At 67.8% G+C, this 22,148-nt stretch carries 19 protein-coding genes; 2 read left to right on the top strand and 17 right to left on the bottom strand.

The genetic code is table 11. The features are described from left to right. Positions 1-69: 69 nt before the first annotated feature. From ntrC to glnA, 5 genes are all read right to left on the bottom strand, one after another. Positions 70-1,500 carry a nitrogen regulation protein NR(I) gene (ntrC, locus tag GGR73_RS15535; protein WP_102255371.1) on the bottom strand — a complete coding sequence of 477 codons (1,431 nt, stop codon included), beginning with the start codon at positions 1,498-1,500 and terminating at the stop codon, positions 70-72. Beyond that, entirely contained in the window at positions 1,493-2,548 is a 1,056-nt protein-coding gene (locus GGR73_RS15530) for a two-component system sensor histidine kinase NtrB (protein ID WP_016903409.1), read from the bottom strand. Before GGR73_RS15530 ends, ntrC begins: the two co-directional genes overlap by 8 nt. A gap of 264 nt (positions 2,549-2,812) precedes the next feature. Next, positions 2,813-4,255 (bottom strand): ammonium transporter, encoded by a 1,443-nt coding sequence (locus GGR73_RS15525; RefSeq protein ID WP_024940499.1) that lies wholly within the window; start codon positions 4,253-4,255, stop codon positions 2,813-2,815. Between the two features lie 22 nt (positions 4,256-4,277). Then, positions 4,278-4,616: a P-II family nitrogen regulator gene (locus GGR73_RS15520; protein ID WP_002808480.1), complete on the bottom strand. Its 339-nt coding sequence runs from the start codon at positions 4,614-4,616 to the stop codon at positions 4,278-4,280. Between the two features lie 276 nt (positions 4,617-4,892). Continuing rightward, a complete protein-coding gene (gene glnA, locus GGR73_RS15515; RefSeq protein ID WP_016903411.1) occupies positions 4,893-6,302 on the bottom strand; it encodes a type I glutamate--ammonia ligase in 1,410 nt (469 codons plus the stop codon). A gap of 221 nt (positions 6,303-6,523) precedes the next feature. On the opposite strand from glnA, the gene GGR73_RS15510 reads away from it, so the two are divergent. Together GGR73_RS15510 and GGR73_RS15505 are read left to right on the top strand one after the other, a co-directional pair. Beyond that, the gene (locus GGR73_RS15510; RefSeq protein ID WP_047124532.1) at positions 6,524-7,318 is read left to right on the top strand and encodes an undecaprenyl-diphosphate phosphatase; all 795 of its coding nucleotides are present in this window, start codon (positions 6,524-6,526) and stop codon (positions 7,316-7,318) included. 136 nt (positions 7,319-7,454) lie between these two features. Continuing rightward, positions 7,455-8,267 (top strand): META domain-containing protein, encoded by an 813-nt coding sequence (locus tag GGR73_RS15505; protein WP_184457756.1) that lies wholly within the window; start codon positions 7,455-7,457, stop codon positions 8,265-8,267. A 108-nt stretch (positions 8,268-8,375) separates the two neighbouring features. On the opposite strand, the gene GGR73_RS15500 is transcribed toward GGR73_RS15505, so the two are convergent. From GGR73_RS15500 to GGR73_RS15445, 12 genes are all read right to left on the bottom strand, one after another. Next, complete coding sequence (locus GGR73_RS15500) at positions 8,376-8,987, bottom strand: YbhB/YbcL family Raf kinase inhibitor-like protein (RefSeq protein WP_005912167.1); 612 nt, start codon at positions 8,985-8,987, stop codon at positions 8,376-8,378. A gap of 871 nt (positions 8,988-9,858) precedes the next feature. After that, positions 9,859-11,931: a tetratricopeptide repeat protein gene (locus tag GGR73_RS15495; protein WP_184457754.1), complete on the bottom strand. Its 2,073-nt coding sequence runs from the start codon at positions 11,929-11,931 to the stop codon at positions 9,859-9,861. Positions 11,932-11,989: 58 nt separating this feature from the next. Continuing rightward, positions 11,990-12,976 (bottom strand): YheT family hydrolase, encoded by a 987-nt coding sequence (locus tag GGR73_RS15490; protein WP_166771508.1) that lies wholly within the window; start codon positions 12,974-12,976, stop codon positions 11,990-11,992. A gap of 63 nt (positions 12,977-13,039) precedes the next feature. Further along, positions 13,040-13,939, bottom strand: a complete 900-nt coding sequence (locus tag GGR73_RS15485; protein ID WP_180969535.1) for a lysophospholipid acyltransferase family protein — start codon at positions 13,937-13,939, stop codon at positions 13,040-13,042. Between the two features lie 21 nt (positions 13,940-13,960). Next, positions 13,961-14,389 (bottom strand): hotdog fold thioesterase, encoded by a 429-nt coding sequence (locus GGR73_RS15480; protein ID WP_184457752.1) that lies wholly within the window; start codon positions 14,387-14,389, stop codon positions 13,961-13,963. Positions 14,390-14,686: 297 nt separating this feature from the next. Next, positions 14,687-16,702, bottom strand: coding sequence for a phospholipase D family protein (locus tag GGR73_RS15475; RefSeq protein ID WP_104569304.1), 2,016 nt, complete (start codon positions 16,700-16,702; stop codon positions 14,687-14,689). After that, on the bottom strand, positions 16,699-17,271 hold the full coding sequence (locus tag GGR73_RS15470; protein WP_024939492.1) for a YceI family protein: 573 nt from the start codon (positions 17,269-17,271) through the stop codon (positions 16,699-16,701). The genes GGR73_RS15475 and GGR73_RS15470 overlap by 4 nt, the downstream gene beginning before the upstream one ends. A gap of 3 nt (positions 17,272-17,274) precedes the next feature. Beyond that, positions 17,275-17,751: a SixA phosphatase family protein gene (locus GGR73_RS15465; protein ID WP_016904234.1), complete on the bottom strand. Its 477-nt coding sequence runs from the start codon at positions 17,749-17,751 to the stop codon at positions 17,275-17,277. 14 nt (positions 17,752-17,765) lie between these two features. Continuing rightward, positions 17,766-18,398, bottom strand: coding sequence for a ParA family protein (locus tag GGR73_RS15460; protein ID WP_016904235.1), 633 nt, complete (start codon positions 18,396-18,398; stop codon positions 17,766-17,768). Positions 18,399-18,550: 152 nt separating this feature from the next. Continuing rightward, on the bottom strand, positions 18,551-19,624 hold the full coding sequence (locus GGR73_RS15455; protein WP_184457751.1) for a hypothetical protein: 1,074 nt from the start codon (positions 19,622-19,624) through the stop codon (positions 18,551-18,553). Positions 19,625-19,689: 65 nt separating this feature from the next. After that, complete coding sequence (locus GGR73_RS15450) at positions 19,690-20,607, bottom strand: AEC family transporter (RefSeq protein WP_065033175.1); 918 nt, start codon at positions 20,605-20,607, stop codon at positions 19,690-19,692. 761 nt (positions 20,608-21,368) lie between these two features. Beyond that, a complete protein-coding gene (locus tag GGR73_RS15445) occupies positions 21,369-22,007 on the bottom strand; it encodes a hypothetical protein (protein ID WP_046345310.1) in 639 nt (212 codons plus the stop codon). Positions 22,008-22,148: the final 141 nt, after the last annotated feature.

Here is a 22,148-nt window from a genome sequence, read left to right as displayed (position 1 = left end):
TAGCGCTTCCATCACCACAGCGACCCTCACCCCAACCCCTCTCCCATGAGAGAGGGGCTTAGATTCAGATCACCGGCGTTTGCGGCCCGGACCGAGTTTGCGGGTGACGGTGTTGCGGCCCAGACCCAATCGGGCGGCGGCTTCGGCACGGCGGCCCTGGGTGAGTTGCAGGGCGGCTTCGAGCAGGGTCTTGTCCAGGCGTTCGCGGGCTTCGGCGTGCAGGCCCTGGGCGCCTTCGCTCAGGCGTTGCGCAGCCCAGCTGGAGAGCATCTCGTCCCATTGCCCGTCACCGCGGCCGGCACGCTGGCGGCGGCCGCCGCGCGCCAGTGCCGATTCCACGTCCACCACGTCGATGATGTCGGCAGTGGCCAGGGCCGCCAGGCGCCAGCAGACGTTTTCCAGCTCGCGCACGTTGCCGGGCCAATCGTATTGGCGGAGTTGTTCCAGCGCGGCCGAGGACAGCCGCTTGGGCAGCATGTCGAGCTTGCGCCCGGCCATGGCCAGGAAATTCTCGGCCAGCTGCGCGATGTCGCCGCGGCGCTCGCGCAGCGGCGGCAATTGCAGGCGCACCACGTCCAGGCGATGCAACAGGTCGGCACGGAAGCGGCCTTGTTCGACCAGCGCCTCCAGGTCCTGATGGGTGGCGGCGATCACGCGCACATCGACGCGGATCAACTCGCGCCCGCCGACGCGGAAGAATTCGTTCTCGGCCAGCACGCGCAGCAAACGGGTCTGCAGCGGCAGCGGCATGTCGCCGATTTCGTCCAGGAACAGCGTGCCGCCGTCGGCCTGTTCAAAGCGGCCGATGTGGCGTTTGGTGGCGCCGGTGAAGGCGCCAGTTTCGTGGCCGAACAACTCGCTTTCCAGCAGTTCCGCGGGAATGGCGGCGGTGTTGAGCGCGACGAAGGGCTTGCGCGCGCGCGGCGATTCGTTATGCAGTGCGCGCGCCACCAGTTCCTTGCCGGTACCGGTCTCGCCGTTGATCAGCACCGACAGCGGTGCCTGCGCCAGCCGGCCGATCGCGCGGAACAGCGCCTGCATCGCCGGGGTGTCGCCGATCAGCGAGGCCGAGCCTTCTGCAAAGGGCGTCCCGATGATCTCCTCGACACCGGCATCGGCATCCGGCAGCGCGCGTGCGGCCAAGGCCACCGCATCGTCCAGATCGAAGGGCTTGGACAGGAACTCGTGCGCGCCGCCGCGGAAGGCGCCGGCGGTACTGGCCACATCGGTGTAGGCCGACATCACGATCACCGGCAGTTGCGGGTGCCTGGACTTGAGCTTGTCGAGCAGGCTCAGGCCGTCTTCGCCGGGCATGCGCACGTCGGTGAACAGCAGATCCGGGGTGGGCCGCATGGCCAGTGCCTGCAGTGCGGCGGCGGCGCTCTCGAAGCCATCCACGGCGTAGCCGGCATCGCGCAAGGCGGTGGACAGCACGAAGCGGACCGAACGGTCGTCGTCGACCACCCAGATGTGGTGGGATGCGGCGGCGGCCTCAGCCATGCAGATGCTCCTTGTCGTGATCGCCGGCCAGCTCGGGCAACAGCAGAGTGAAAACGGTATGTCCCGGCCGCGAGCGGTAGGTCAGCGTGCCGTGGTGTTCGCGCGAGACCTGCTGGGCCAGCGCCAGACCCAGGCCGCTGCCTTCGGCGCGGCCACTGACCAGCGGCAGGAACAGGTGCTCGGCCAGTTCCTCCGGCACACCGCCGCCGTCGTCGATGATCTCCAGCCGCAGCGACATCGCATGCACGCGGTCGCGGATGCGCTGGCCGTGCTCGACGCGGGTGCGCAGGGTCACCCGCGTGGCGCCGGCCTGGAACGCATTGCGCACCAGATTCCACACCGCCTGGGTCAGGCGGTCGCCATCGCCGAGGATGTCGGGAATGCTGGGGTCGTAATCGCGCTGCACCTGCACCGACCAGCCGCCCTCGGCCTCGGCCAGGCGCAGCACACGCTCGAGCACGACGTGGATGTTGAGGCGGTCGTGCGGGCGCGCCGGCGTGGGCGAGAGCAGGCGTTCGAGCAAGGTATTGAGGCGTTCGATCTCGGTGCCGATCAACTCGATCAGCTCGCGCTCGTCCTCGTCGCGCCCGGCCGAGCGCCGCGCCAGCAACTGCGCCGCGCCCTTGAGCCCGGCCAACGGATTGCGCAGTTCGTGCGCCAGCCCCTTGAGCGCGGCGCTCAAGGCATTGGGCAGCGCGTGGGTGGGATCCAGCGCGGGGAATTCGTCGACCGGATGGGTTTCCAGCAGCCAGCCGCCGTCGTCCAGCCGCGACAGCCAGCCTTCGGCAAAGCGCGGCGCGTCATTGGGCAGGCCCAATGCCAGCCGATGCAGGCGCAGCACGTCGCGCTCGTCGTTGAGCAGGAAACGGGCCAGCGCATCGCCCTGCACTTCCAGCGCGGCCAGCGGTTGATCGACCAGACGCCGCGCACTGACCCCGAGCCAGCGCGCGAAGGCCGGATTGACGCCCAGCACGCGGCCCTCGCGGTCGGCCCAGGCCACCGGTGTGCCCAGGCTGTCCAGCGACGGGAGAATGGACGACATCAGCATTGCACCAATTTAGTGCAAGCACGATCGGCCTGCGCATATGGCGCGCAGAACGAAGCATGCAGGCAAGGAATCGGGGCCGGATGGCAGCAGGTCGCACCGATCCAGCGGGCATCCGCGCCGACAGTCACAGGCGTGGGGCTGGTCATGCAGGCACCTCGGCAGTTGGTCCGCGCCCAGTCGGGCAACGGGGAAAACGGACCCGGCACGGCTGTCCCGGCCGGGTCGTTGCGCCACCCGCGGCAGCGTGGCCGCGGGTGTGCATGCTCAGGACTCGTATGCCGCTTCGCCGTGCGAGGTGATATCCAGGCCCTCGCGCTCGGCTTCTTCGGTGACGCGCAGGCCGAACACCAGCTTGGCGACCAGGAAGCCCACCACCGACACCACGCCGATCCACACCAGGGTGATGCCCACGCCCAGCGCCTGGATGCCGACCTGATGCACGATGTCGTAATCGCCGCCCTTCTGGCCGCCCAGCGAGGCCGCCGAGAACACGCCGGTCAGGATGGCGCCGATGATGCCGCCCAGGCCATGCACGCCGAACACGTCCAGGCTGTCGTCGGCGCCCAGCAGGCGCTTCAGGCCGGTGACGCCCCACACGCACAGCACGCCGGCGGCCAGGCCGATGACGATCGCACCGAACGGACCCACGGTGCCGCAGGCCGGGGTGATGCCGACCAGGCCGGCGACCATGCCCGAAGCCACACCCAGCGCCGACGACTTGCCCTTGATGATCTTCTCAGTCAGCGACCAGCCCAGGATGGCGGCCGCGGTGGCCAGCAAGGTGTTGAGGAAGGCCAGCGCCGCACCGGCATTGGCTTCCAGGTTGGAGCCGGCGTTGAAGCCGAACCAGCCCACCCACAGCAGCGAGGCACCGACGAAGGTCAGGGTCACGTTGTGCGGCTTGATCGCCTCACGGCCCAGGCCGGCCCGCTTGCCGACGAAGTAGGCGCCGACCAGGCCGGCGATACCGGCATTGATGTGCACCACGGTGCCGCCGGCAAAATCCAGCGCGCCCAGGCCGAACAGGTATCCGCCGGTGGCCCAGACCATGTGCGCCAGCGGCAGGTAGCCGAAGGTGAACCAGATCACCGAGAACAGCAGCACCGCGGCGAACTTGGCGCGTTCGGCAAAGGCGCCGACGATCAGCGCGCCGGTGATGCCGGCAAAGGTCGCCTGGAACGCCACGAACACGTATTCCGGCAGGCTCACGCCCTTGGTGAAGGTGGCTGCCAGCGTCTCGATGGTCACGCCCTTGAGCAGCGCCTTGTCCAGATTGCCGATCCACGGGCCTTCGCCGGAGAACGCCAGGCTGTAGCCGTACACCACCCACAGGATGGTCAGCAGCGAGAACACCACCGCGACCTGGATCAGCACCGACAGCACGTTCTTGGCGCGCACCATGCCGCCGTAGAACAACGCCAGGCCCGGCACCACCATCAGCAGCACCAGCAGCGTGGAGGTCAGCATCCAGGCGACATCGCCCTTCTCCACCACCGGCGCGGCTTCGGCGGCGGCCACCGGTGCGGCGGGCGGCTGCGCCGACGGCAGCGGTTCGGTGGTGACCGGTTCGGTCGGCAGCGGGGTGACCTGCGGGGTGGACTGCGCGTGCGCGCTGCCCATGCCGCCCACCACCAGCGCGCTGAACAGCATCAGCATGCAGACACTGTAGAACCGGGCTTTCCACCCGGCAAAAAGGGCTGTCTTCATAAGAACTCCGGGGGTGGGGGACTCAGAGCGCATCGGCGCCGATCTCGCCGGTGCGGATGCGCACGACTTGCTCGATCGCGGTCACGAAGATCTTGCCGTCGCCGATCTTGCCGGTGCCGGCGGCGTTCTGGATCGCCTCGACCACTGCGTCCAGCCGGTCGTCGGTCACCACCGTCTCGATCTTGATCTTGGGCAGGAAATCGACGACGTACTCGGCGCCGCGGTACAGCTCGGTGTGGCCTTTCTGGCGCCCGAAACCCTTGACCTCGGTCACGGTGATGCCCGACACGCCTGCTGCGGACAGGGCCTCGCGGACCTCGTCGAGCTTGAACGGCCGGATGATGGCGGTGATCAATTTCATGCGCATACCCCGAATGGTGGAAAAGACCGGCCGGCATTGCGCCGCCCGGCGGTGTCATTCACCTGGATGCCAACCCCGGCATCCGCGCGTTCGCGATTACGCAGACCTCGGCCGATGCAGATGCATCCGCCCCGTGGGAGAGGTCAGGCCCGCGCGTCGCGAACTGTGTGCTCTCTCAATACCCCTTCGCTCCCCGGCCGGTGCCGTGGAGCGATCAAACATGTGCGGCGATGGCGGAGGTGGGAGGGGGAGCCTCCGCCATCACCGCGGTGGAACTCAGTTGCCGTAGTACAGCTGGTACTCCAACGGGTGGGTCGCAGCACGGAACTTGGTCACTTCCTGCATCTTCAGCGCGATGTAACCGTCGATGAAGTCGTCGCTCATCACGCCGCCGGCCTTGAGGAACTCGCGGTCCTTGTCCAGCGCTTCCAGCGCCTGATCCAGGCTGGAGCAGACCTGCGGGATCAGCTTCTCTTCTTCCGGCGGCAGGTCGTACAGGTCCTTGTCGCTCGGCGCGCCCGGGTCGATCTGGTTCTTGATGCCGTCCAGGCCGGCCATCATCAGCGCGGTGAAGGTCAGGTAGCCGGACTGCAACGGATCGGGGAAGCGCATCTCGATGCGGCGCGCCTTCGGGTTGGTGACCCACGGAATGCGGCACGAGGCCGAACGGTTGCGGGCCGAATAGGCCAGCATCACCGGCGCCTCGAAGCCCGGGACCAGGCGCTTGTAGCTGTTGGTGCCGGAGTTGGAGAAGGCGTTGATCGCACGTGCGTGCTTGAAGATGCCGCCGATGTACCACAGCGCCATCTGCGACAGGCCGCCGTAGCCGTCGCCGGAGAACAGGTTGACGCCGCCCTTGGTCAGCGACTGGTGCACGTGCATGCCCGAGCCGTTGTCGCCCACGATGGGCTTGGGCATGAAGGTCGCGGTCTTGCCGTTGCGGTAGGCAACGTTCTTGATGATGTACTTCATCGTCAGCAGTTCGTCGGCCTTCTGCACCAGCGAGCTGAACTTGGTGCCGATCTCGCACTGGCCAGCGGTGGCCACTTCGTGGTGGTGCACCTCGGTCTCGATGCCGACCTGTTCCAGCGTCTTGATCATTTCCGCGCGCAGGTCGTGCAGCGTGTCGGTCGGCGGAACCGGGAAGTAGCCACCCTTCACGCCAGGACGGTAGCCGCTGTTGCCGCCGTCGTACTTGGCGCCGGTGTTCCAGGCAGCCTCTTCCGAGCCGACCTGGAAGAAGGTGTGGCCCATGTCGTTGGCAAAGCGCACCGAATCGAAGATGAAGAATTCCGGCTCCGGGCCGAAGAACGCCTGGTCGGCGGTGCCGGAGGACTTCAGGTAGGCCTCGGCACGCTTGGCGATGCCGCGCGGGTCGCGCTCATAGCTCTGCATGGTGGCCGGATCGAGGATGTCGCAGGTCAGCACGATGGTCGGATCGGCGAAGAACGGATCCAGATACGCAGTGCCGGCGTCCGGGAGCAGGACCATGTCCGACTCGTTGATGCCCTTCCAACCCGCGATCGAGCTGCCGTCGAACATCTTGCCTTCTTCGAACAGCGCCGGCTCGATGATGTTGGCCGGGAAGGTGATGTGCTGCTGTACACCACGCATATCGACGAAGCGCAGGTCGACAAACTCGACCTTGTTGTCCTTGATCAGCTTTTCAACATTTTCCACGGACATCGGAAGAAACCTCTGCAGGAGTTAAGTGGCTCGTGAGCGGAACTACAGCAGGGACCATGCCAAGCGCCGGATCTTCACAAGTCCTTGATTTTGCTTGCATCGCTTGAGGCCGCTCACGTCTAGCTAGCACCTTTTAGGTGCTAAGCAATCGCATGGTGCACCGATATGGTGCATGCCGCAATGCACTATCCTGACGCCTCCCCCATCCCCTCTCCAGTCCGATGTCCGATCTGATTTCCGCCCTGCTGTTGGGCATTCTCGAAGGCCTCACCGAATTCCTGCCGATCTCCAGCACCGGCCACCTGCTGATCGCCGAACAATGGCTCGGACGCCGTTCTGACTTCTTCAACATCGTCATCCAGGCCGGCGCGATCCTGGCGATCTGCCTGGCGCTGCGGCAGAAGCTGTGGACCCTGGCCACCGGCCTGGGCCAGCGCGACAACCGCGACTACGTGCTGAAGATCGGCGTGGCCTTCCTGGTTACCGCGGTGGTCGGGCTGATCGTGCGCAAGGCCGGCTGGCAGCTGCCGGAAACCGTGCACCCGGTGGCCTGGGCGTTGCTGATCGGCGGGCTGTGGATGCTGGTGGCCGAGCACTTCGCCGGCAAACTGCCCGAGCGCGACGTGGTGACCTGGAAAGTGGCCATCGCGGTCGGTCTGGCACAGGTCGTCGCCGGTGTGTTCCCCGGCACCTCGCGCTCGGCCTCGGCGATCTTCCTGGCCATGCTGCTGGGCCTGAGCAAGCGCTCGGCGGCGGCGGATTTCGTGTTCATGGTGGGCATCCCGACCATGTTCGCGGCCAGCGGGTATGCCCTGCTGGAGATGTACAAGGAAGGTGGCTTCGGCAGCGAGAACTGGGCCGATGTGGCGGTGGCCTTCGTGGCGGCGACCATCACTGGTTTTGTGGTGGTGAAGTGGCTGCTGGGCTACATCAAGAAGCACCGCTTCACCGTATTTGCGGTCTACCGCATCGTGCTGGGCGCCGCCCTGCTGCTGTGGCTGCCGGCGCTGGCCTGAAACGGCCACGCGGTCGCGTGTCGTGCCGGCTGAGCCGGCGCGGCATGCGAGGCACATGGCCGGGCAGTGACTTGCGTCATTGCCCTGGCCGCGCGGTGGCGGTATCACTGACATATCGATCACCGGGAGCCGCCGCATGCGTGCCGTGTTGTTTGCCCCTGCACTGCTGGCAGCGGGCGTGACGGCCTGCGGGTCGAGCACGCCGCCGCAGGCGCCCGGATCCAGCGCCGACGCCGCTGCCGCCGAGCCGGCCGCGACCAGCTCAATCGCCGCCGACAACGCGCCACTGCAGGCCACGTTGCGGGCGCAACACTGGCAGCTGCAGCAGGCCAGCGATGCGCACGGCACTGCCTTGCGCAGCCTGTTCGTCGCCGGCACACCGCCCTTGCAGCTGGATTTCAGCGATCACCGCATCCAGGTCAGCCAGACCTGCAACGCATTGGGCGCCGACTACAGCGTGGCGCAGGCGCATTTGCAGATCGGCCGGGTGGTGTCGAGCAAACGCCTGTGCGCGCAACCGCGGCGGATGGCCCAGGAGCGCGCTGCCAGCGAGTTGCTGTCCGGCCGCTTCGCGGTGGCGCTGAACACCGCGCAGGCCTCGCCGCAGCTGACCCTGACCCGCAGCGACGGCACCCGGCTGGTGTTCGGCGGTGTCGCCACGGCCGACACCCGCTACGGCGGCCGCGGCCAGACGCTGCTGATCGAAGTGGCGGCCGACACCGTGGCATGTGGGTCCGACCCGGCGCGCCAATGCCTGCAACTGCGCGAACAGGATGCGGCAGGGCAGCCTGTCACCCAGACCTGGCAAGCCTTCGAGGGCAAGATCGAAGGCTTCGAGCACGAGGCCGGCATCCGCACCCTGCTGCGGGTCACCCGCTACCCGGCCGCTGCAGGCACGGATGGCGCGCCGGTGTACGTGCTCGAGCAGATGATCGAAGCCAACGGTTGACCCGGTGTGGCGGCGATCGTGCGATTGACGCAGCACGCACCAAGGTCGCCGTTGGCCACAACCGGCCCCGCGCCGACCTGACCGGTGGCGCAGGACCGTTCGTTGCCGTCAGCGCAGCGCCGGATTCAGCGTGTAGGTGCCATGCAACGCCGCCTCGGCCAGCACGTGGCCCTGGATCGCCGCCAGCACATCGGCTGCGGTGAAGGTCTCGGGCAGGCTGAGCTGCGCCACGTCCAGCGCAAACACGCGGAAGAAATAGCGGTGCACCCGCAGGTCATTGAACGGCGGGTACGGGCCGTCGTAGCCCAGATAATTGCCGGCCATGTCGGCATTGCCGGCAAACCATTCGGTATACGAGTTCAGGCCCTGGCGCGCACCGGCCGGGCCGGCCGGCTGCTGCTTGCCCTTGGGCACGAAACCGTCGCTGCAGCTGCCTGCGGCGATCTCATGCACGTCGGCGGGGATGTCGGCCATGGCCCAATGCACAAAATCGGTGCGTGGCTGATCGACCGGGATCTGCACATCGTCGCGGCCCACGGTTTCCGGCACGGTCGGCACATCCGGATCCAGGCACAGCAGCGCGAACGAGCGCGTGCCGGGCGGCACCTCGCTCCAGGCCAGATGCGGGTTGCGGTTAGGCGCAAAGCCCTCGGGCGTTCCGGCGGCAAATTCCACCGCGATGGGCTTGCCGTTTTCGATGCTGTTGCTGGTCAGGCGCATGCAGGAGTCTCCGGGGCAATGAGGCCGACCAGGGTGCCTGGGTCCGCGCCGCAGAGGAAGCCATCGCCATGGAACCCTCTGGTGCGCCCGGCCGGGTTTATCGCGGCCGGTTCACCACGCCAGCGAACGCCGTGGCCGCGTGATCATGCATCGGCAAAGTGGACACTGCAGCGCCCGCGTGCGCGTAGCAGGGAGCGCCATATTCAGCCGGCCAATCTGCCCCGATTCGTAGGAGCGGACCTGGCCGCGACGGGGCGTTATCGGTAAAGCCACATCATTCGGTGGCAACGCATCGTCGGTGGCCGTGTTCATCGGTAACGCCTCGTCGCGGCCGGGGCCGCTCCTACGAGGTGGTGCGGGCTGCGCCGCCGAAGGCCGCCCCGGGCGTCGGCCGCGCCCACCGACAGTGAGCGCCACATTCGTTCGCCGACCAACCTGCACAGATTCGTAGGAGCGGACCCGGCCGCGACGGGGCGTTATCGGTAACGCCACATCATTCGGTGGCGACGCATCGTCGGTGGCCGCGTTCATCGGTAACGCCTTGTCGCGGCCGGGTCCGCTCCTACGAGGTGGTGCGGGCTGCGCCGCCGAAGGCCGCCCCAGGCGCCGGCCGCGCCCACCGGGCCGGGAGCGCCACATTCGTTCGCCGACCAATCCGCACCGAGCGTAGGAGCGGACCCGGCCGCGACGCGGCGGTATCGGTAAAGCCGCATCATTCGGTGGCGACGCATCGTCGGTGGCCGCGTCCATCGGTAACGCCTCGTCGCGGCCGGGTCCGCTCCTACGAGGTGGTGCGAGCTGCGCCGCCGAAGGCCGCCCCGGGCGCCGGCCGCGCTCACCTGGCAGTGAGCGCAGCCGTGCTGAGCGGTGCTCAGTCCTGCGGGTAACCGAAGCGCACCGCGATCAGCGTGAGCAGATCGAATTGCGCGCCCAGTACATTGCGGTAGTTGCGCCAGCGACCCGCGGCCAGGCGGGCCGGGCCGCGCGGTTCGACCAGCGGAAAGCGCAGGCCGAACGCCTGTTCCAGCGCGGTGGAAATGCCTTGCGGGTCGCTCTCGATGCCGTCCAGGCGGATGATCCGGTGCGGATACAGATCGCGCTCGTGCAGCACGGCGAGCTGTTCCAGCGCCGTCAACAGCCAGTCGGCGGCCTGCTGTGGCGATTGCACGGCCAGCGGTGCCGGCGCGCCGGCCGACAGCCAGTCCAGCAGCATGTCGCGCGGGTCGCGCAGCGCGATCGCCAGCCGGCCTTCGGGCAGGTGCGGGCGCAGCGCGGTCAGCAGGGTGTTGTCCCACCACAGCAGCCAGTCGATGACGTTGCCGTCGTCGATACCGCGCCGCGGCAGCTGCGCCTTCCAGCCTTCCACCAGCGCCATCGGCGCCAGCTCGCCGGACGCCAGCTGCTCGACAGTGCGGTAGCTCTGCAGCGCATCGGACGGCGGCGTGCTGCCATAACGGTCGTCGCGCACCAGCGGGGTGGCCGCGCCCATCACCGCGACCAGGCGTTCGACATGCGAGCCCGGCGTGCCCCATACGAACAGCGGCCGTGCCGTCACGCTCTCGGGAATGGTCCCCAGCTCCGGCCACTGCATCGGCTGCTTGGCGGCCTGTGGTGGCAACGGCAGGCGGTGCTGGGCCTGTTCGCGCTGGAACTGCATCCAGGTCGCCACGGCCGCCTCGGGCTGGCCGGCGCGGTCCTGCACATTGCCCAGCCACGGCCGCAGCACGGTCTGCTGTGGCTCGGGCAGCGAGTCGATCAGCGATTGCACGCAGGCGATCGCCGCCGGCGGGTCGCGCTCCAGCAGCGCCTCGACGATGCGCTGCTCGCCGCTGAGGCGGCCCGGCTCCACCGCCACGATCTGGCGCGCCACCATTTCCGCCTGTTCGGCGTGGCCCTGCATGTCGTGCACGCGCATCAGCGCTTCCAGTGCCGGCAGATGCTCGGGCATGGCCAGCAGCCAGCGCTCGATCACCGCCTGCGCCTGCGGCCCGCCGACCGGCTCCACCGCCAGCCGCGCCAGCCACAGGTCGTGCGCATTGGCCGAGGTGGCCAGCGCCGCGTCCAGGGTGTCGCGCGCATCGTCCACCGCGCCCAGCCGCTCCCAGGCGGTCAGCAAGGCATGCAAGGTGCGGCGGTCGGCCGGCCAGTGCGCCAGCGCCAGGCGCAGGTGCGCGGCGGCCTGGTCGGGGCGGCCGGCCTGCAACTCCATCTCGCCGGCGAGCCGGCGCATGGCCGGGAGATCGCCGCCGGGCTGGGCGAACACACCCTGCATCGCGGCCAGCGCATCGTCCAGGCGGCCCTGGCGCTGGGCCAGCTGAGCGATGAAGGCGCGCAGCGCCGTACCCGGTGGATTGAGCTCGACCACGCGCTCGAAGGCGCGCTCGGCAAACGCGAAATGCTCCTTCTGCAGATACGCAAAGCCCAGCGCGAACATCACCCGCGGGTCGTCGGGCAGTTGCTCGGCGGCGCGGGTCAGCAGCGACAGCGCGCGCTCGCCCTGGCCGCGGCGCAGTTCCACCACGCCATCGACGGCCAGCAACTGTGGGTGCTCGGGCGCCAGACGCGCGGCAGTGCGGCTCAGCCGCTGCGCCTCGTCCAGATCGCCGCGCGCCACCGCCAGATGCGCCTGCATCACGTAGGCGTTGAACTGGTTGGGGTCGAGCGCGGTGGTGCGCGACAACGCGTCGTCCGCTGCCGACAGCTCGCGCATCGCCAGCAGCAGGCCGGCGCGCAGCAGATGCAGGTCGGCATCTTCCGGCGTCAGCGTCAGCGCGGTTTCGATGCTGGCCAGCGCCAGCGCCGGTTGACCCTGCTGCTGCAGGGCCAGGCCCAGCCAGCGATGCGTGGCGGCGTTTTCGGGCGCGGTGAGCACCCACTCGCGGGCCAGCGCCACCGCATCGTCGGCCGCGTTGCGGCGCAGGGCTTGAAGAATGGCGTCTTGCATGGCGGAGGGCGTGTCCAGGACAAACGCCTATTGTAACGATGCGCGGGGTGCCGCCGACCTACCCCTGCGCCGCCAGCCGCTCGGCCACCCAGCGTTCGGCGAAACCATCGCCGCGGGCATTTTCCAGAAAGCCGCAGTGGCCGCCCCAGCGCGCGATTTCCAGCTGTGCATGCGCCGGCAGCTGCCAGGCGGCGAAATCCTCGAACGGAATGACCGGGTCGTCTTCGGCCATCAGGATGTCCACCGGCACCTGCAGGCCGGCCAGGCGCTCGCCGGCGATCGAATAACTGTCGAAATACGCTTCCAGCGAGCCATGCCCGGTGTGCTGCTCGGCCAGCCAGGCCATCAGCCCGCGCATGTCCAGCGCCAGCGTGGCGTCGTCGTAGCCGTGCTGGTCGGGGAACAGCTTGCGCTTGCGCAGCAGCGACTCGCGCCACTTGCGGCGGAAATACCAATCGTAGAACTGCGGGCCCTTCTCCAGCTGCAGCATGGTCGCCGCCGGATCCAGCAACGGGCACACCGCCGCCACGCGCGCCAGCGGCAGCCCGGCCGCCGGTGCCCGCAGCGCCAGCCGCAATGCGAAATTGCCGCCCAGCGAATAGCCCGCCGCCAGCAACTGCGGCGCGGGAAACCGCCGCCACAGATCGCCCGCCGCGTTGACCACTTCCTCGATGCGATCGGAGTGGAACAGGTCCACGTTGAGGTGGTGCGTGCCGCCGTGGTCGCGGAAATTCAGCCGGAACACCTGATAGCCCAGGCCGAGCAGGCGCGCGGCTGTCAGTCGCATGTAATTGGAGTCAGCGCTGCCTTCCCAGCCGTGCAGCAGCAGCACCGTGCCGCGCACTGGGGCATCGCCGGGCGGGATGCTCATCCAGCCCTGCAGGCGCACGCCGTCGCCGCCGTCGAGAATGTGTTCGCTGGTGACCGCGCCGCTGGCGGCCAGCAACTGGCGGCTACGGAGCCGGCGCAAGGCGCTGCTGCCCAGCACCGATTGCACATGCGGATTGCGCAGCCAGCGCGGCGGCAGATAGTCGGAGGCGTTCATGCGCTCATCGGGCCAGACAAGGGGGTGCAGGCCGCAGGGGTGATGAGCGCTTGCATCGTCGGCTCAGGACTCCATTGCCGCAATGATGCGTTGCCGCGAGGTATCGGCCAGGCGGCGGCGTCCTTCGATATCCAGCGCGCGGATCGGCTCGAGAAAATGCACCTCGGCCAGCCGCGACGGCTCGCCGAGCAGACGCACGATATTGGCGAAGAAACTCTCGCGCTCGCCGAACGCCACCACTGCCTGCGCATTGCCGCGCTCGCCGTAGCGCAGTGCCACCGGCTGCACCGGCACGCCGGCCTCGACCGCGGCCTGGAAGATGCGTGCGTGGAACGGGCCGACTTCGGTACCGCCACGGGTGCGGCCTTCGGGGAACACGCCCACCGGCTTGCCGCTGCGCAGGCGCAGCAGCATTTCCTGCAGCACCCCGCCCAGCGATTCGGTATTGCCGCGCTGATGGAAGATGGTCTGGCCCTTGGTCGCCAGCCAGCCGACCAGCGGCCAGCCGGCGATCTCGCGCTTGGCCACAAAGCCCATCACGCGCTGGCTGTGCAGCATCGAGATGTCGACCCAGCTGACGTGGTTGGCCACGAACAGGGTCGCGCCCGGCAGCGGGGTGCCGAAGCGCCGCAGGCGGAAGCCGAAGATGCGCATCAGGTTGCCCTGCCACCAACGGATCATCAGCTCGTCCAGGGTGTCGTCGCGCCCGGTGCGGATGCGCGCCAGCGGCGGCGCCACCACGCACAGCATGGTGATCGGCAGGCAGATGCTCAGATGCACCAGCAACAACGGCACCCGATACAGGTACCGGAACCAACGCAGCACGCTGCCAGCGTCGCGCGTGGCGTCCAGGGATGACTCGCTCATTGACGGAACCGGACCGGTACCAGGGGAAGGAAGCGCAACTATTGTGACAGCAGCGTGGCCTGCGCGCAGTGCCCGCCGCGGGTGGCGCTGTTCCACCCATGCACTTGCACGGCGTGCTCAGCCATTGCTGCGCGGGACCACGGCCAGGGTCAGCCGCGAGACGCAGACGCGCTTGCCGGCCGGATTTTCGATGGTGATGTCCCAGACCTGGGTGCTGCGCCCCACATGCACCGCACGCGCGGTGCCGGTGACCAGGCCATCGGTGGCGGCGCGCAGGTGATTGGCATTGATCTCCAGCCCAACGCAAATCTGCGCGGTCATATCCACGCACAGGTTGCCGGCGCTGCTGCCCAGGGTTTCGGCCAGCACCACCGACGCACCGCCGTGCAGCAGGCCGTATGGCTGCTTGGTGCGCGCATCCACCGGCATGGTGGCGCTCAACCAGTCGTCGCCGGCGGCGGTGAACACGATGCCCAGATGTTCAATCAAGGTGTCACGGCTGGAGGCGTTGAGGGCGGCCAGGTCGACGGGTTCACGGAAGGTCATAGGCTGGGGATTGGGGATTGGGGATTGGGGGAATCGGGAATCGGGAATCGGGAATCGGGAATCGGGAATCGGGAATCGGGAATCGGGACAGCATCTGCGGCGCTGGGATCTGATGCAACTGCCTTTGGCTGGTGCTGCACGCCAGGCCGCGATGGTGACTTCGGCGGATGGCGGTGTGTGGCGAGCCGCCCATTTACCTACCGCAGCGCACCGCGCCATTGCAGCGGTGCGTCACTCCACGATGCACCGGTTGCCACGCGCCGTCTCGATGCCGGCCCCGGGCCGGCACCGCTGCGATCAGAGGATCGGCACCAATCCCGCACCGAAGGCGGTCAGCATCCGCACCAGCAGCCACTTCGGGCCGACGTTGACCTCGGGGAAATCGCCTACCGCCACATAGCACTGCCGGAACTGCGGGTCCTGGCGCTTGAGCGGGAACGGGCAACCCGGCCCCGGCTGGAACTCGTAATTGGTGGCATAGCGCCAGGGCCAGAAATCCAGCACCGGCAAGGCTTCGGACACCTTGCCCACGCTGTAATTCAATCCGCTCAGCACCGGCGGCTTTTCGCGCGGGGCGACGGTCCAGGCGTTTTCCGGCGCCATGTCGCGCTCGATGCTGGCCGCCAGCGCCTGCGCAAAGCGCGCATCGTCGATCACCACCGCCGCTTCGGTGTTGTAGTTCTCGCTGCGCGGATCGAAGTTGTGCGTGCCGATCACGCCGATGCGGCGGTCCACCACCAACGACTTGGCATGCAGGCCCATGCGCGCACCGGCACGGGTCACCGGCAGCGGCTTGTTGACCGCGCGCGTGCCCAGGAACGAGGGCCGTGTCTCGGTGCGCAGCACGCGCCGATCGACCTCGCTGCCGCCGGGCGCACGGCCTGCGCCACCCCCGCTGCCGCGGATCGCAGTGCCGGCCGTACCACCGCCACCACTGCCACGCATGGCGTTGCCGGCCGCACTGCCGCCGATCACCCGGTTGACCCGACCATCGTCTTCGGCCGACTCGGCCGCCGCGGGGTTGAGCGGATCGGGCACCAGGTTGGCGTACTCCACCGGCGCGTTGAGCGGGAACGGCTTGAATTCATAGACGTTGAAGCCCAGCTCGCGCATGTTGCGGCGTTTGAACTTGTACGACAGCGCATACACGATCGGGTTGTCGGTGGCGGCCAGGCTATTGGTCGACACCACGATCCGCGGCGGCTGCGGGCGCTGGCGCAATGCGCGGAAGATCGCCTGCGCCTCGTCGGACAGCACCAGATACGGGGTCTGCAGCAGCACTTCCTGCTGCGCGCCGGCAATCAGGCCGTCCAGTTCCGGCGCGGTGGACACCGCCTTGGCGGCGTGCTCCTTGCGATGCTTCTGCGGCAGATCGGCCACGTACAGCACGCGCTGCACCGGCATGGCCGGGGTCACGAACGCATCGCGCACGAACTGCGGATCGCGCGCCTCCTGATCGACCCGCTCCACCCGATCGGGGCGGCGGAACGTGGCCGGTGGCATCTTGGGCGCGCCCTGCTCCAGCAGCAGGCGCCCGACATCGTTCAGACGCTCGGCCGGCACGCTGCGGCGCGCGCGCCAGAACGCATCGAAATTGGCGGCCATCGCGCGTACTTCCGGCCCGGCCAGGATCACGTCGCGGTCGCGGAAGTTGTACTCGCTGTCCCAGTCGTAATAGTCGTCCTGGTAATTGCGGCCGCCGACCACGCCGAGCACGTCGTCCACCACCAGCAGCTTGTTGTGCATGCGCTGGTTGAAGCGACGGAAACAGCACACCACGCTGCCGGCATAGTCGAAGTAATTGAGCTTGACCTTGCCGAAGGTCGGGTTGTAGATGCGCAGCTGCAGGTTTTCGTGGGTGCTGGCCAGCGCACCGAGAATCTGCAGATCGGCGATCGCCGAAAGCTGATCGATCAGGATGCGCACCTTGACCCCGCGCTGCGCCGCATCGGTCAACGCATCCAGCACCATCCGCGCGCTGTCGTCCTTGTCGAAGATGTAGGTCTGCAGGTCGATGCTGCGGGTAGCGCTGCGGATCAGGTTGAGCCGCGCCACCAGCGATTCTTCGCCGTGATCGACGATGGTGGCGTAATGCCGCGGCGCGGCCGGCGTGGAGGCGGTGATCGCCTCGCCACCCAGCGCGCGCAATGGCGAGAGCTGGGCGCAACGATTGGCCTGCGTGCAGCTGACCACGGTGCTGCGGGCAGCGGCCGCCACCCCGGCGGCACGGTTGCGTTCGATTTGCGACAGGCCGGCGCATCCGGTGCCGAGCAACAGCGTTGCCAGCACAAGCACCCTCAACAGGAACCTCACGGGCGCCGCGCCTCCTGCAACCGCCCACGCAGAATGAACGTCACCCTGTCGCCCAGGGCCATCTGCCACGCATTCATTCCGTAACGTCCACGCAGGACCGTACCTCGACTGATTACATCGCAATCATAGCCCGGCCGCGCGCATTCAGCCGGCACCACATGCAGGGTCTCGATGTGGGTGATTCCGCGAATGGTCAGGTTGCCGGTGATGTCGCCGCCCTTCTTCACCACCTCCGCGGTATAGGGAAACGACTCGAATTCCACCACCGGATACTGCGCGACGTCGAAAAAATCCTCGCCGCGCATCCACGCCGTGTAGCGGTCCTTGCCGGGAATTTCCACCTGCGTGGCGTCCAGACGGAAACGCACCTGCTGGCGCCCGTCAGGCAATTCCGCCAATTCACCCCGAAAACGCGGGAAGAACCCCTCGATCTTCATGCCGAAGCGCGTCCTGATCTCGAACCCGAAGCGCGATTGCACCGGATCGATGGAATGCAGCTTCTGCTGCGCCATGCAGGGAAGAGCGACCCAGAGCGCGAGCCAGGCAAACCAGCGCAACGACGATGACACGGATCAAGGCCACCAGAAGGCGGTCAGGCGGGCGATGCCCGGTTCGATGGCCGCATCCAGCGGCAATGCCAGCAGGGCGATCGCGGCGGTCGGCATGCCGCGGTAGTCGCCGGTCTGGCCGCTGTGCATCAAGGCGGCCAGCCGTTCCAGGCCCGGGTTGTGGCCGACCAGCAGCAGGCGCTCGGCATCGCGGTGTTCGTCCACCAGGCTGGCCAGGGTGCCCGGCGTGGCGTCGTAGATCCGCTCGTCCAGGCGTTGTTCGATGTAGCCGGTGAGTTCCAGCACCGCTTCCAGCGTCTCACGCGCACGTCGCGCCGGCGAGCACAGCACGCGGTCGGGCACCAGGCGCTGCTCGCGCAGCCAGCGGCCGGCAGATTCGGCCTCGGCGATGCCGTGCGGGGACAGCGGGCGATCCAGATCGGCCTGGCCGGTATCGGCCGGCTCGGCGTGGGCGTGTCGCAGCAGTATCAGTTCGCGCATGAAAACACTCCGGTCTAGGACTTCTTGAGCCACTTGAACAGCGGCTCCCAGTCCTGTTGATGGTCGCGCACCTGCGCCGAGCGGTAATCGAACAGGCTGCGCCCCAACCCGGCCATCACCACATAGGCCTGGGTGTCGCGCAGCTGGGTTACCAGGGGATAGGGCCAGGCGCCGATCATCTCGGCAGCTTGCTGCGAGGTTTGGGTCCAGGGACGGGCGCGGTTGAGCACCAGGCCCACCGGCAATTTGCGCTGATGCACGCGCGGCACCTTGGCCAGCGTGTTGAGGAAGCCGACCACCGCTTCGATATCCAGCGCCGAGGACAGGACCGGCACCACGATGGCATCGACGTGGTCGAGGAAGCCGCTCAGGTCATCGGCCATCGCACCGGCCGGGGCATCGATAACCAGTTGGTCGGTGCCATCGGGCACCGCGGCCTGCCAGTTGCGCCGGCGGGTGGCGTCGATCGGCAACACCGCACTTTCCAGGCTGGCGCGACGCTGCGCCCAGCGCGTGGACGAGCCTTGCGGATCGGCGTCCGCCAGCACGGTGCGCTGGCCCTGCAAGGCCGCATGGGCGGCCAGATTGGTGGCGATCGTGGTCTTGCCGACGCCGCCTTTGGAGCCGGCCACCAGGACTGTCTTCATGCACGCCTCGCTTCCGGGAGCAAGCCGGCAGCGTACACCGCGACGAAGTGAGGAAGTAGTCGAAAGGCGTTAAACGTCCACCGTCGATCGCTCTCGCACTGCAGCATCGTCCGCTGGCGAATGGCCGAGGCGACATGCGCCGGCCAAGCGGATCAGCGGGTCTGGTGGCCCGGTGCGCCCGGCTGCCAACCCGCTGGCGGCTGCACTGCAAGGCCTTGACGCTGTAACCGCGCACGCAACGCCGGCACTTCGCCCTGCGTCAGGACGGCCTCCAGCTTGTCGGACATGCCATCGACGGTGGACGCGCGGAGCTGCTCCTGCTGCTGTAGCCACTGCAGTTCCCGCACCCGCGCCTGCCAGCGCGTGGCATCGGCGCCGCTGCTCAGTGCCGCCATGCCTCTGCTGCCGATCATGGCGGTGGCCAAGGTGGACTCGTCATTGGCCACGTTGTTCAGCACGGCCATGCACTCGTCGCGTAACGCGGCCGTGACACCGGTGGGGCTGCAACGCCGCATCAGATCGCCCAGCGCGGGAAGTGCATGTGCAGACCAGGCACCCATCACGAACATCGCCGCCATGTCCGCGCCAGTGGAAGGCATGCCTTGCGCGTCGAGTTGCGCGCGCAGGCTGACCGAGGCCAGCGATGGCCATTGCACGCTGTCGTAGCTGGCATGCAGGGCCTTGCCGAATGCCAGCGCACCGCTGTCGAAATGATCGGACTGCACGGCCGCCTGCCAGGCGCGCTCGGCAGCCGCCTGGTCGCCGCGGCGCTGCGCAGCCGTATAGGCACGCAGATGCACACTGGCGTTGCCGGCATCGGCCTGCTCCAGGAAAGCCAGCGCAGCGCCTGGGTCACAGCGCAACGCAGGTGCGCAACCGGCGGCTTCCATGCGTGCCACCAACGGGTCGCGCGGCCGCGCGTCCAGGGCACGCTGCAGCCAGACCCGCTGGATGGGGGCATAGCCTCCGTCTGCGGCCGACGCCGCGTCGTCCTCGGCATCGACCCACAACAGACCGGCCAGATACAGCTGCCTGGGCTCGCCGCTGGACGCCATGCTGCGCAGGCGTGCCTGCATGGTCTGGCCGACCTGGCGTGCCCATTGATCCACCAGCGGATCGTTGGCCGCAGCCGCTGTGCTCGCAGGCGCTGCCGCCATGGCCGAATGTGCCGCGCAGACGCTGCTAAGCCATAGCAGCGCCGTGGTGATCAAGCGATATCCGTGCATGTATTGCTCCTGTCCATGTGGGCGCGCAGTGTTGCGGGCCAGCATTTCATACGGACCAGGCCCTATCAAGCCACCAGGCGTGCCAACAACCAGGCCCATGCAGGCAGGGTCAGCAGCGACAGCAGGATGCTGTAGCCGACCATCGCTGCGGCCAGGCGCGGCGCCAGCCGATGCGTGATGGCCAGCGCGGCGGCGGTGATCATGGTGGGCATGGCCGATTCGAGCACGTTGGTCTGCAGCATCGCGCCATGCAAGCCGAGCGCCAACGACAGCGGCAACGCCAGGATCGGCATCACTGCCAACTTGAAGGCCAAGCCCACGGCCAAGGGTTTGAGTTCGTCCGCAGGCAGGCGCAACTGCAGCGAAAAGCCCACCGCCAGCATCACCAGCGGCAGCATCGCGTCGGCCAGGCTCTTCAAGCCCGCGCCAATCCAGGTCGGCGGCTGTTCCGGCATCATCGTCAATGCAAACAGCAATGCCCATAGCGGCGGGAAGCGCAGCACGCGTAACAGGATCAGCTTTGCGGTCGGCGGAGTGTCGCCGCTGTAGCGGGCCAGCACATACAGCCCGAACGTCGATAACAGCACGAAGGTGCCGAACTGGTCGTAGACCACCGCATACGGCAGGGCGTGATCGCCGATCAACGCGCGCACCATCGGAAAGCCGATGAAGCTGGAGTTGGTGAACACCACGCACATCAGCAGCGCGGCGTGTTCCTCGCGCTTGAACCGGAACAGGCGGCTGCAGCCCCACAGCAGCGGCACGATGATTGCGGTCAGCAACCACGGCGTGGCGATCACTCCACCCAGCGAGGCATCCAGGTGCAACCGCGGCACATAGGTGAGCACCGAGGCTGGCAGGCAGATGTACAGCACGATGCGATTGAGTACATCGGCGCTGTTGTCCGGCAGCACCCGCAAGCGCGCGAACAGCAGGCCAAGCCCCAACATCGCCAGAATCAACGCAAATGCATCCACCGCCATGGCGTGGTCAGGTCCGTGGGAAAGCAGCAATCAGCATCGCATAGTGAGCGTCGTGCCTGGATCGGCGACGGGCCAGATCGGCAAGCATGCCTACGCGTGGCGCAGATCGGTCGCTCAACGCCTGGCGACAGGCATGTCGAGGCTTGCCGCTTCCGGGATGTTGCCAAAGCTAGTCCGTCGAGGGCGCGGTGGTCGAAAAAAGCTGCTTGCTAAACATGCATCGGCCACTGAGCCATTGAGCCGGCCCATCATTCTCCAGCGATGCACATCGCGCACCGCTCTTGACCGTGCACACCGACCATCTCGACGGGTCCTTGCCCGCTCACCGTCGCGGGACCTTACGCGGCATGGATGCCGCGTAAGAGCCTACACGGACGTACTTGCGGCGTGTCCTGCGATGGCGGGCGGGCAAGGGCCCTGCAGCCCAGCCGCAGATCAACCGTTCTACGATTGAGCTATCGCACGGGCGGCTGCTTCAAAAGACCGACCATCTCGACAGGTCCTTGCCCGCTCACCGTCGCGGGACCTTACGCGGCATGGATGCCGCGTAAGAGCCTACAAGGACGTACTTGCGGCGTGTCCCGCGATGGTGGGCGGGCAAGGGCCCTGCAGCCAAGCCGCAGATCAACCGCTTTACATGTGATCCATCCGCACAGGCCAATCGCAAGTCGCGATGGCCAGCCGGCGCCGGCCACAAACGCCGTGCGACGTGATGTACAGCAGCGCGCTACGGGGCTTTCTGCAGCGCGCTCGCCGCCGAGTTACGGAAACGCCGGCGGGTTCGCCTGCCATGCCGCAAAGACCTCGGCCAGGCTGGCGCGTTCGGCCTCGCGCCAATCCGGCAGCAAGGTGGCGTAGCTGGCGGTGCTGCTCCAGCGATCCGGCCAGGTGCGCACTGCGGCGGCATACCACTCGACCGCTTCCTGCTTACGCCCGCTGCGCCATAGCGCCAGCGCCGCGGTCGTCGGCAACCAGGCCGGCGCGGCCGGGCGGCCGTTGGCCAGGCCGGCCCACTGCTGCAAGGCCTTGTCGGGCTGGTCGGCGCGCAACAGATCCCAGCCGTAGTTCCAGGTGATGGCACGGTATTGCTGGCTGCCGTTGGAGACCAGCCCCAGGGCACCCTGGTAGAGCTCGTCGCCCAACTGCGTGCGTCCCCCGGCATAGGCCAGCGATGCCAGCTGCGCGCGCGGCTCGGCCGCGCGGGCGTCACGCTGCACCATCGCCGCCAGGCGGTCGACCACCGCATCGCCCTGCCCCTGTACCGCGACCACGGCCTTGGTGGTGCCGCGATCTTCGTCGAAATAGAACTCCTTGGGCTTGGGCAGGTTCTGCGCCTGCGCCATCGACCACACGCCCCCGAGCAAGGCCAACATCGCGGCCCATGCGTATTTCCTTTTCACTGGCTTTATCCCCTGACAGCAAACGACCCTTCCCGTCCCCATCGTAACCGCAGCGCGACGGCTGTGCATCCGCATGCAACGGGCGCGTGAAGAGCGACTGTTACACTTTGCACCGCCGTTTTGGAATCCGTCGGGCAGGTC

Source organism: Xanthomonas sp. F14, from assembly GCF_014199865.1.
Note: the sequence above shows the minus strand (reverse complement) of the source record. Positions and strands in the feature narration are given on the sequence as shown.

Excerpts from the sequence above, each read along its gene's own strand:
- ntrC (WP_102255371.1), bottom strand. The coding sequence starts at position 1,500 with ATGGCTGAGGCCGCCGCCGCATCCCACCACATCTGGGTGGTCGACGAC.
- GGR73_RS15530 (WP_016903409.1), bottom strand. The coding sequence starts at position 2,548 with ATGCTGATGTCGTCCATTCTCCCGTCGCTGGACAGCCTGGGCACACCG.
- GGR73_RS15525 (WP_024940499.1), bottom strand. The coding sequence starts at position 4,255 with ATGAAGACAGCCCTTTTTGCCGGGTGGAAAGCCCGGTTCTACAGTGTC.
- GGR73_RS15520 (WP_002808480.1), bottom strand. The coding sequence starts at position 4,616 with ATGAAATTGATCACCGCCATCATCCGGCCGTTCAAGCTCGACGAGGTC.
- glnA (WP_016903411.1), bottom strand. The coding sequence starts at position 6,302 with ATGTCCGTGGAAAATGTTGAAAAGCTGATCAAGGACAACAAGGTCGAG.
- GGR73_RS15510 (WP_047124532.1), top strand. The coding sequence starts at position 6,524 with ATGTCCGATCTGATTTCCGCCCTGCTGTTGGGCATTCTCGAAGGCCTC.
- GGR73_RS15505 (WP_184457756.1), top strand. The coding sequence starts at position 7,455 with ATGCGTGCCGTGTTGTTTGCCCCTGCACTGCTGGCAGCGGGCGTGACG.
- GGR73_RS15500 (WP_005912167.1), bottom strand. The coding sequence starts at position 8,987 with ATGCGCCTGACCAGCAACAGCATCGAAAACGGCAAGCCCATCGCGGTG.
- GGR73_RS15495 (WP_184457754.1), bottom strand. The coding sequence starts at position 11,931 with ATGCAAGACGCCATTCTTCAAGCCCTGCGCCGCAACGCGGCCGACGAT.
- GGR73_RS15490 (WP_166771508.1), bottom strand. The coding sequence starts at position 12,976 with ATGAACGCCTCCGACTATCTGCCGCCGCGCTGGCTGCGCAATCCGCAT.
- GGR73_RS15480 (WP_184457752.1), bottom strand. The coding sequence starts at position 14,389 with ATGACCTTCCGTGAACCCGTCGACCTGGCCGCCCTCAACGCCTCCAGC.
- GGR73_RS15465 (WP_016904234.1), bottom strand. The coding sequence starts at position 17,751 with ATGCGCGAACTGATACTGCTGCGACACGCCCACGCCGAGCCGGCCGAT.
- GGR73_RS15460 (WP_016904235.1), bottom strand. The coding sequence starts at position 18,398 with ATGAAGACAGTCCTGGTGGCCGGCTCCAAAGGCGGCGTCGGCAAGACC.
- GGR73_RS15455 (WP_184457751.1), bottom strand. The coding sequence starts at position 19,624 with ATGCACGGATATCGCTTGATCACCACGGCGCTGCTATGGCTTAGCAGC.
- GGR73_RS15450 (WP_065033175.1), bottom strand. The coding sequence starts at position 20,607 with ATGGCGGTGGATGCATTTGCGTTGATTCTGGCGATGTTGGGGCTTGGC.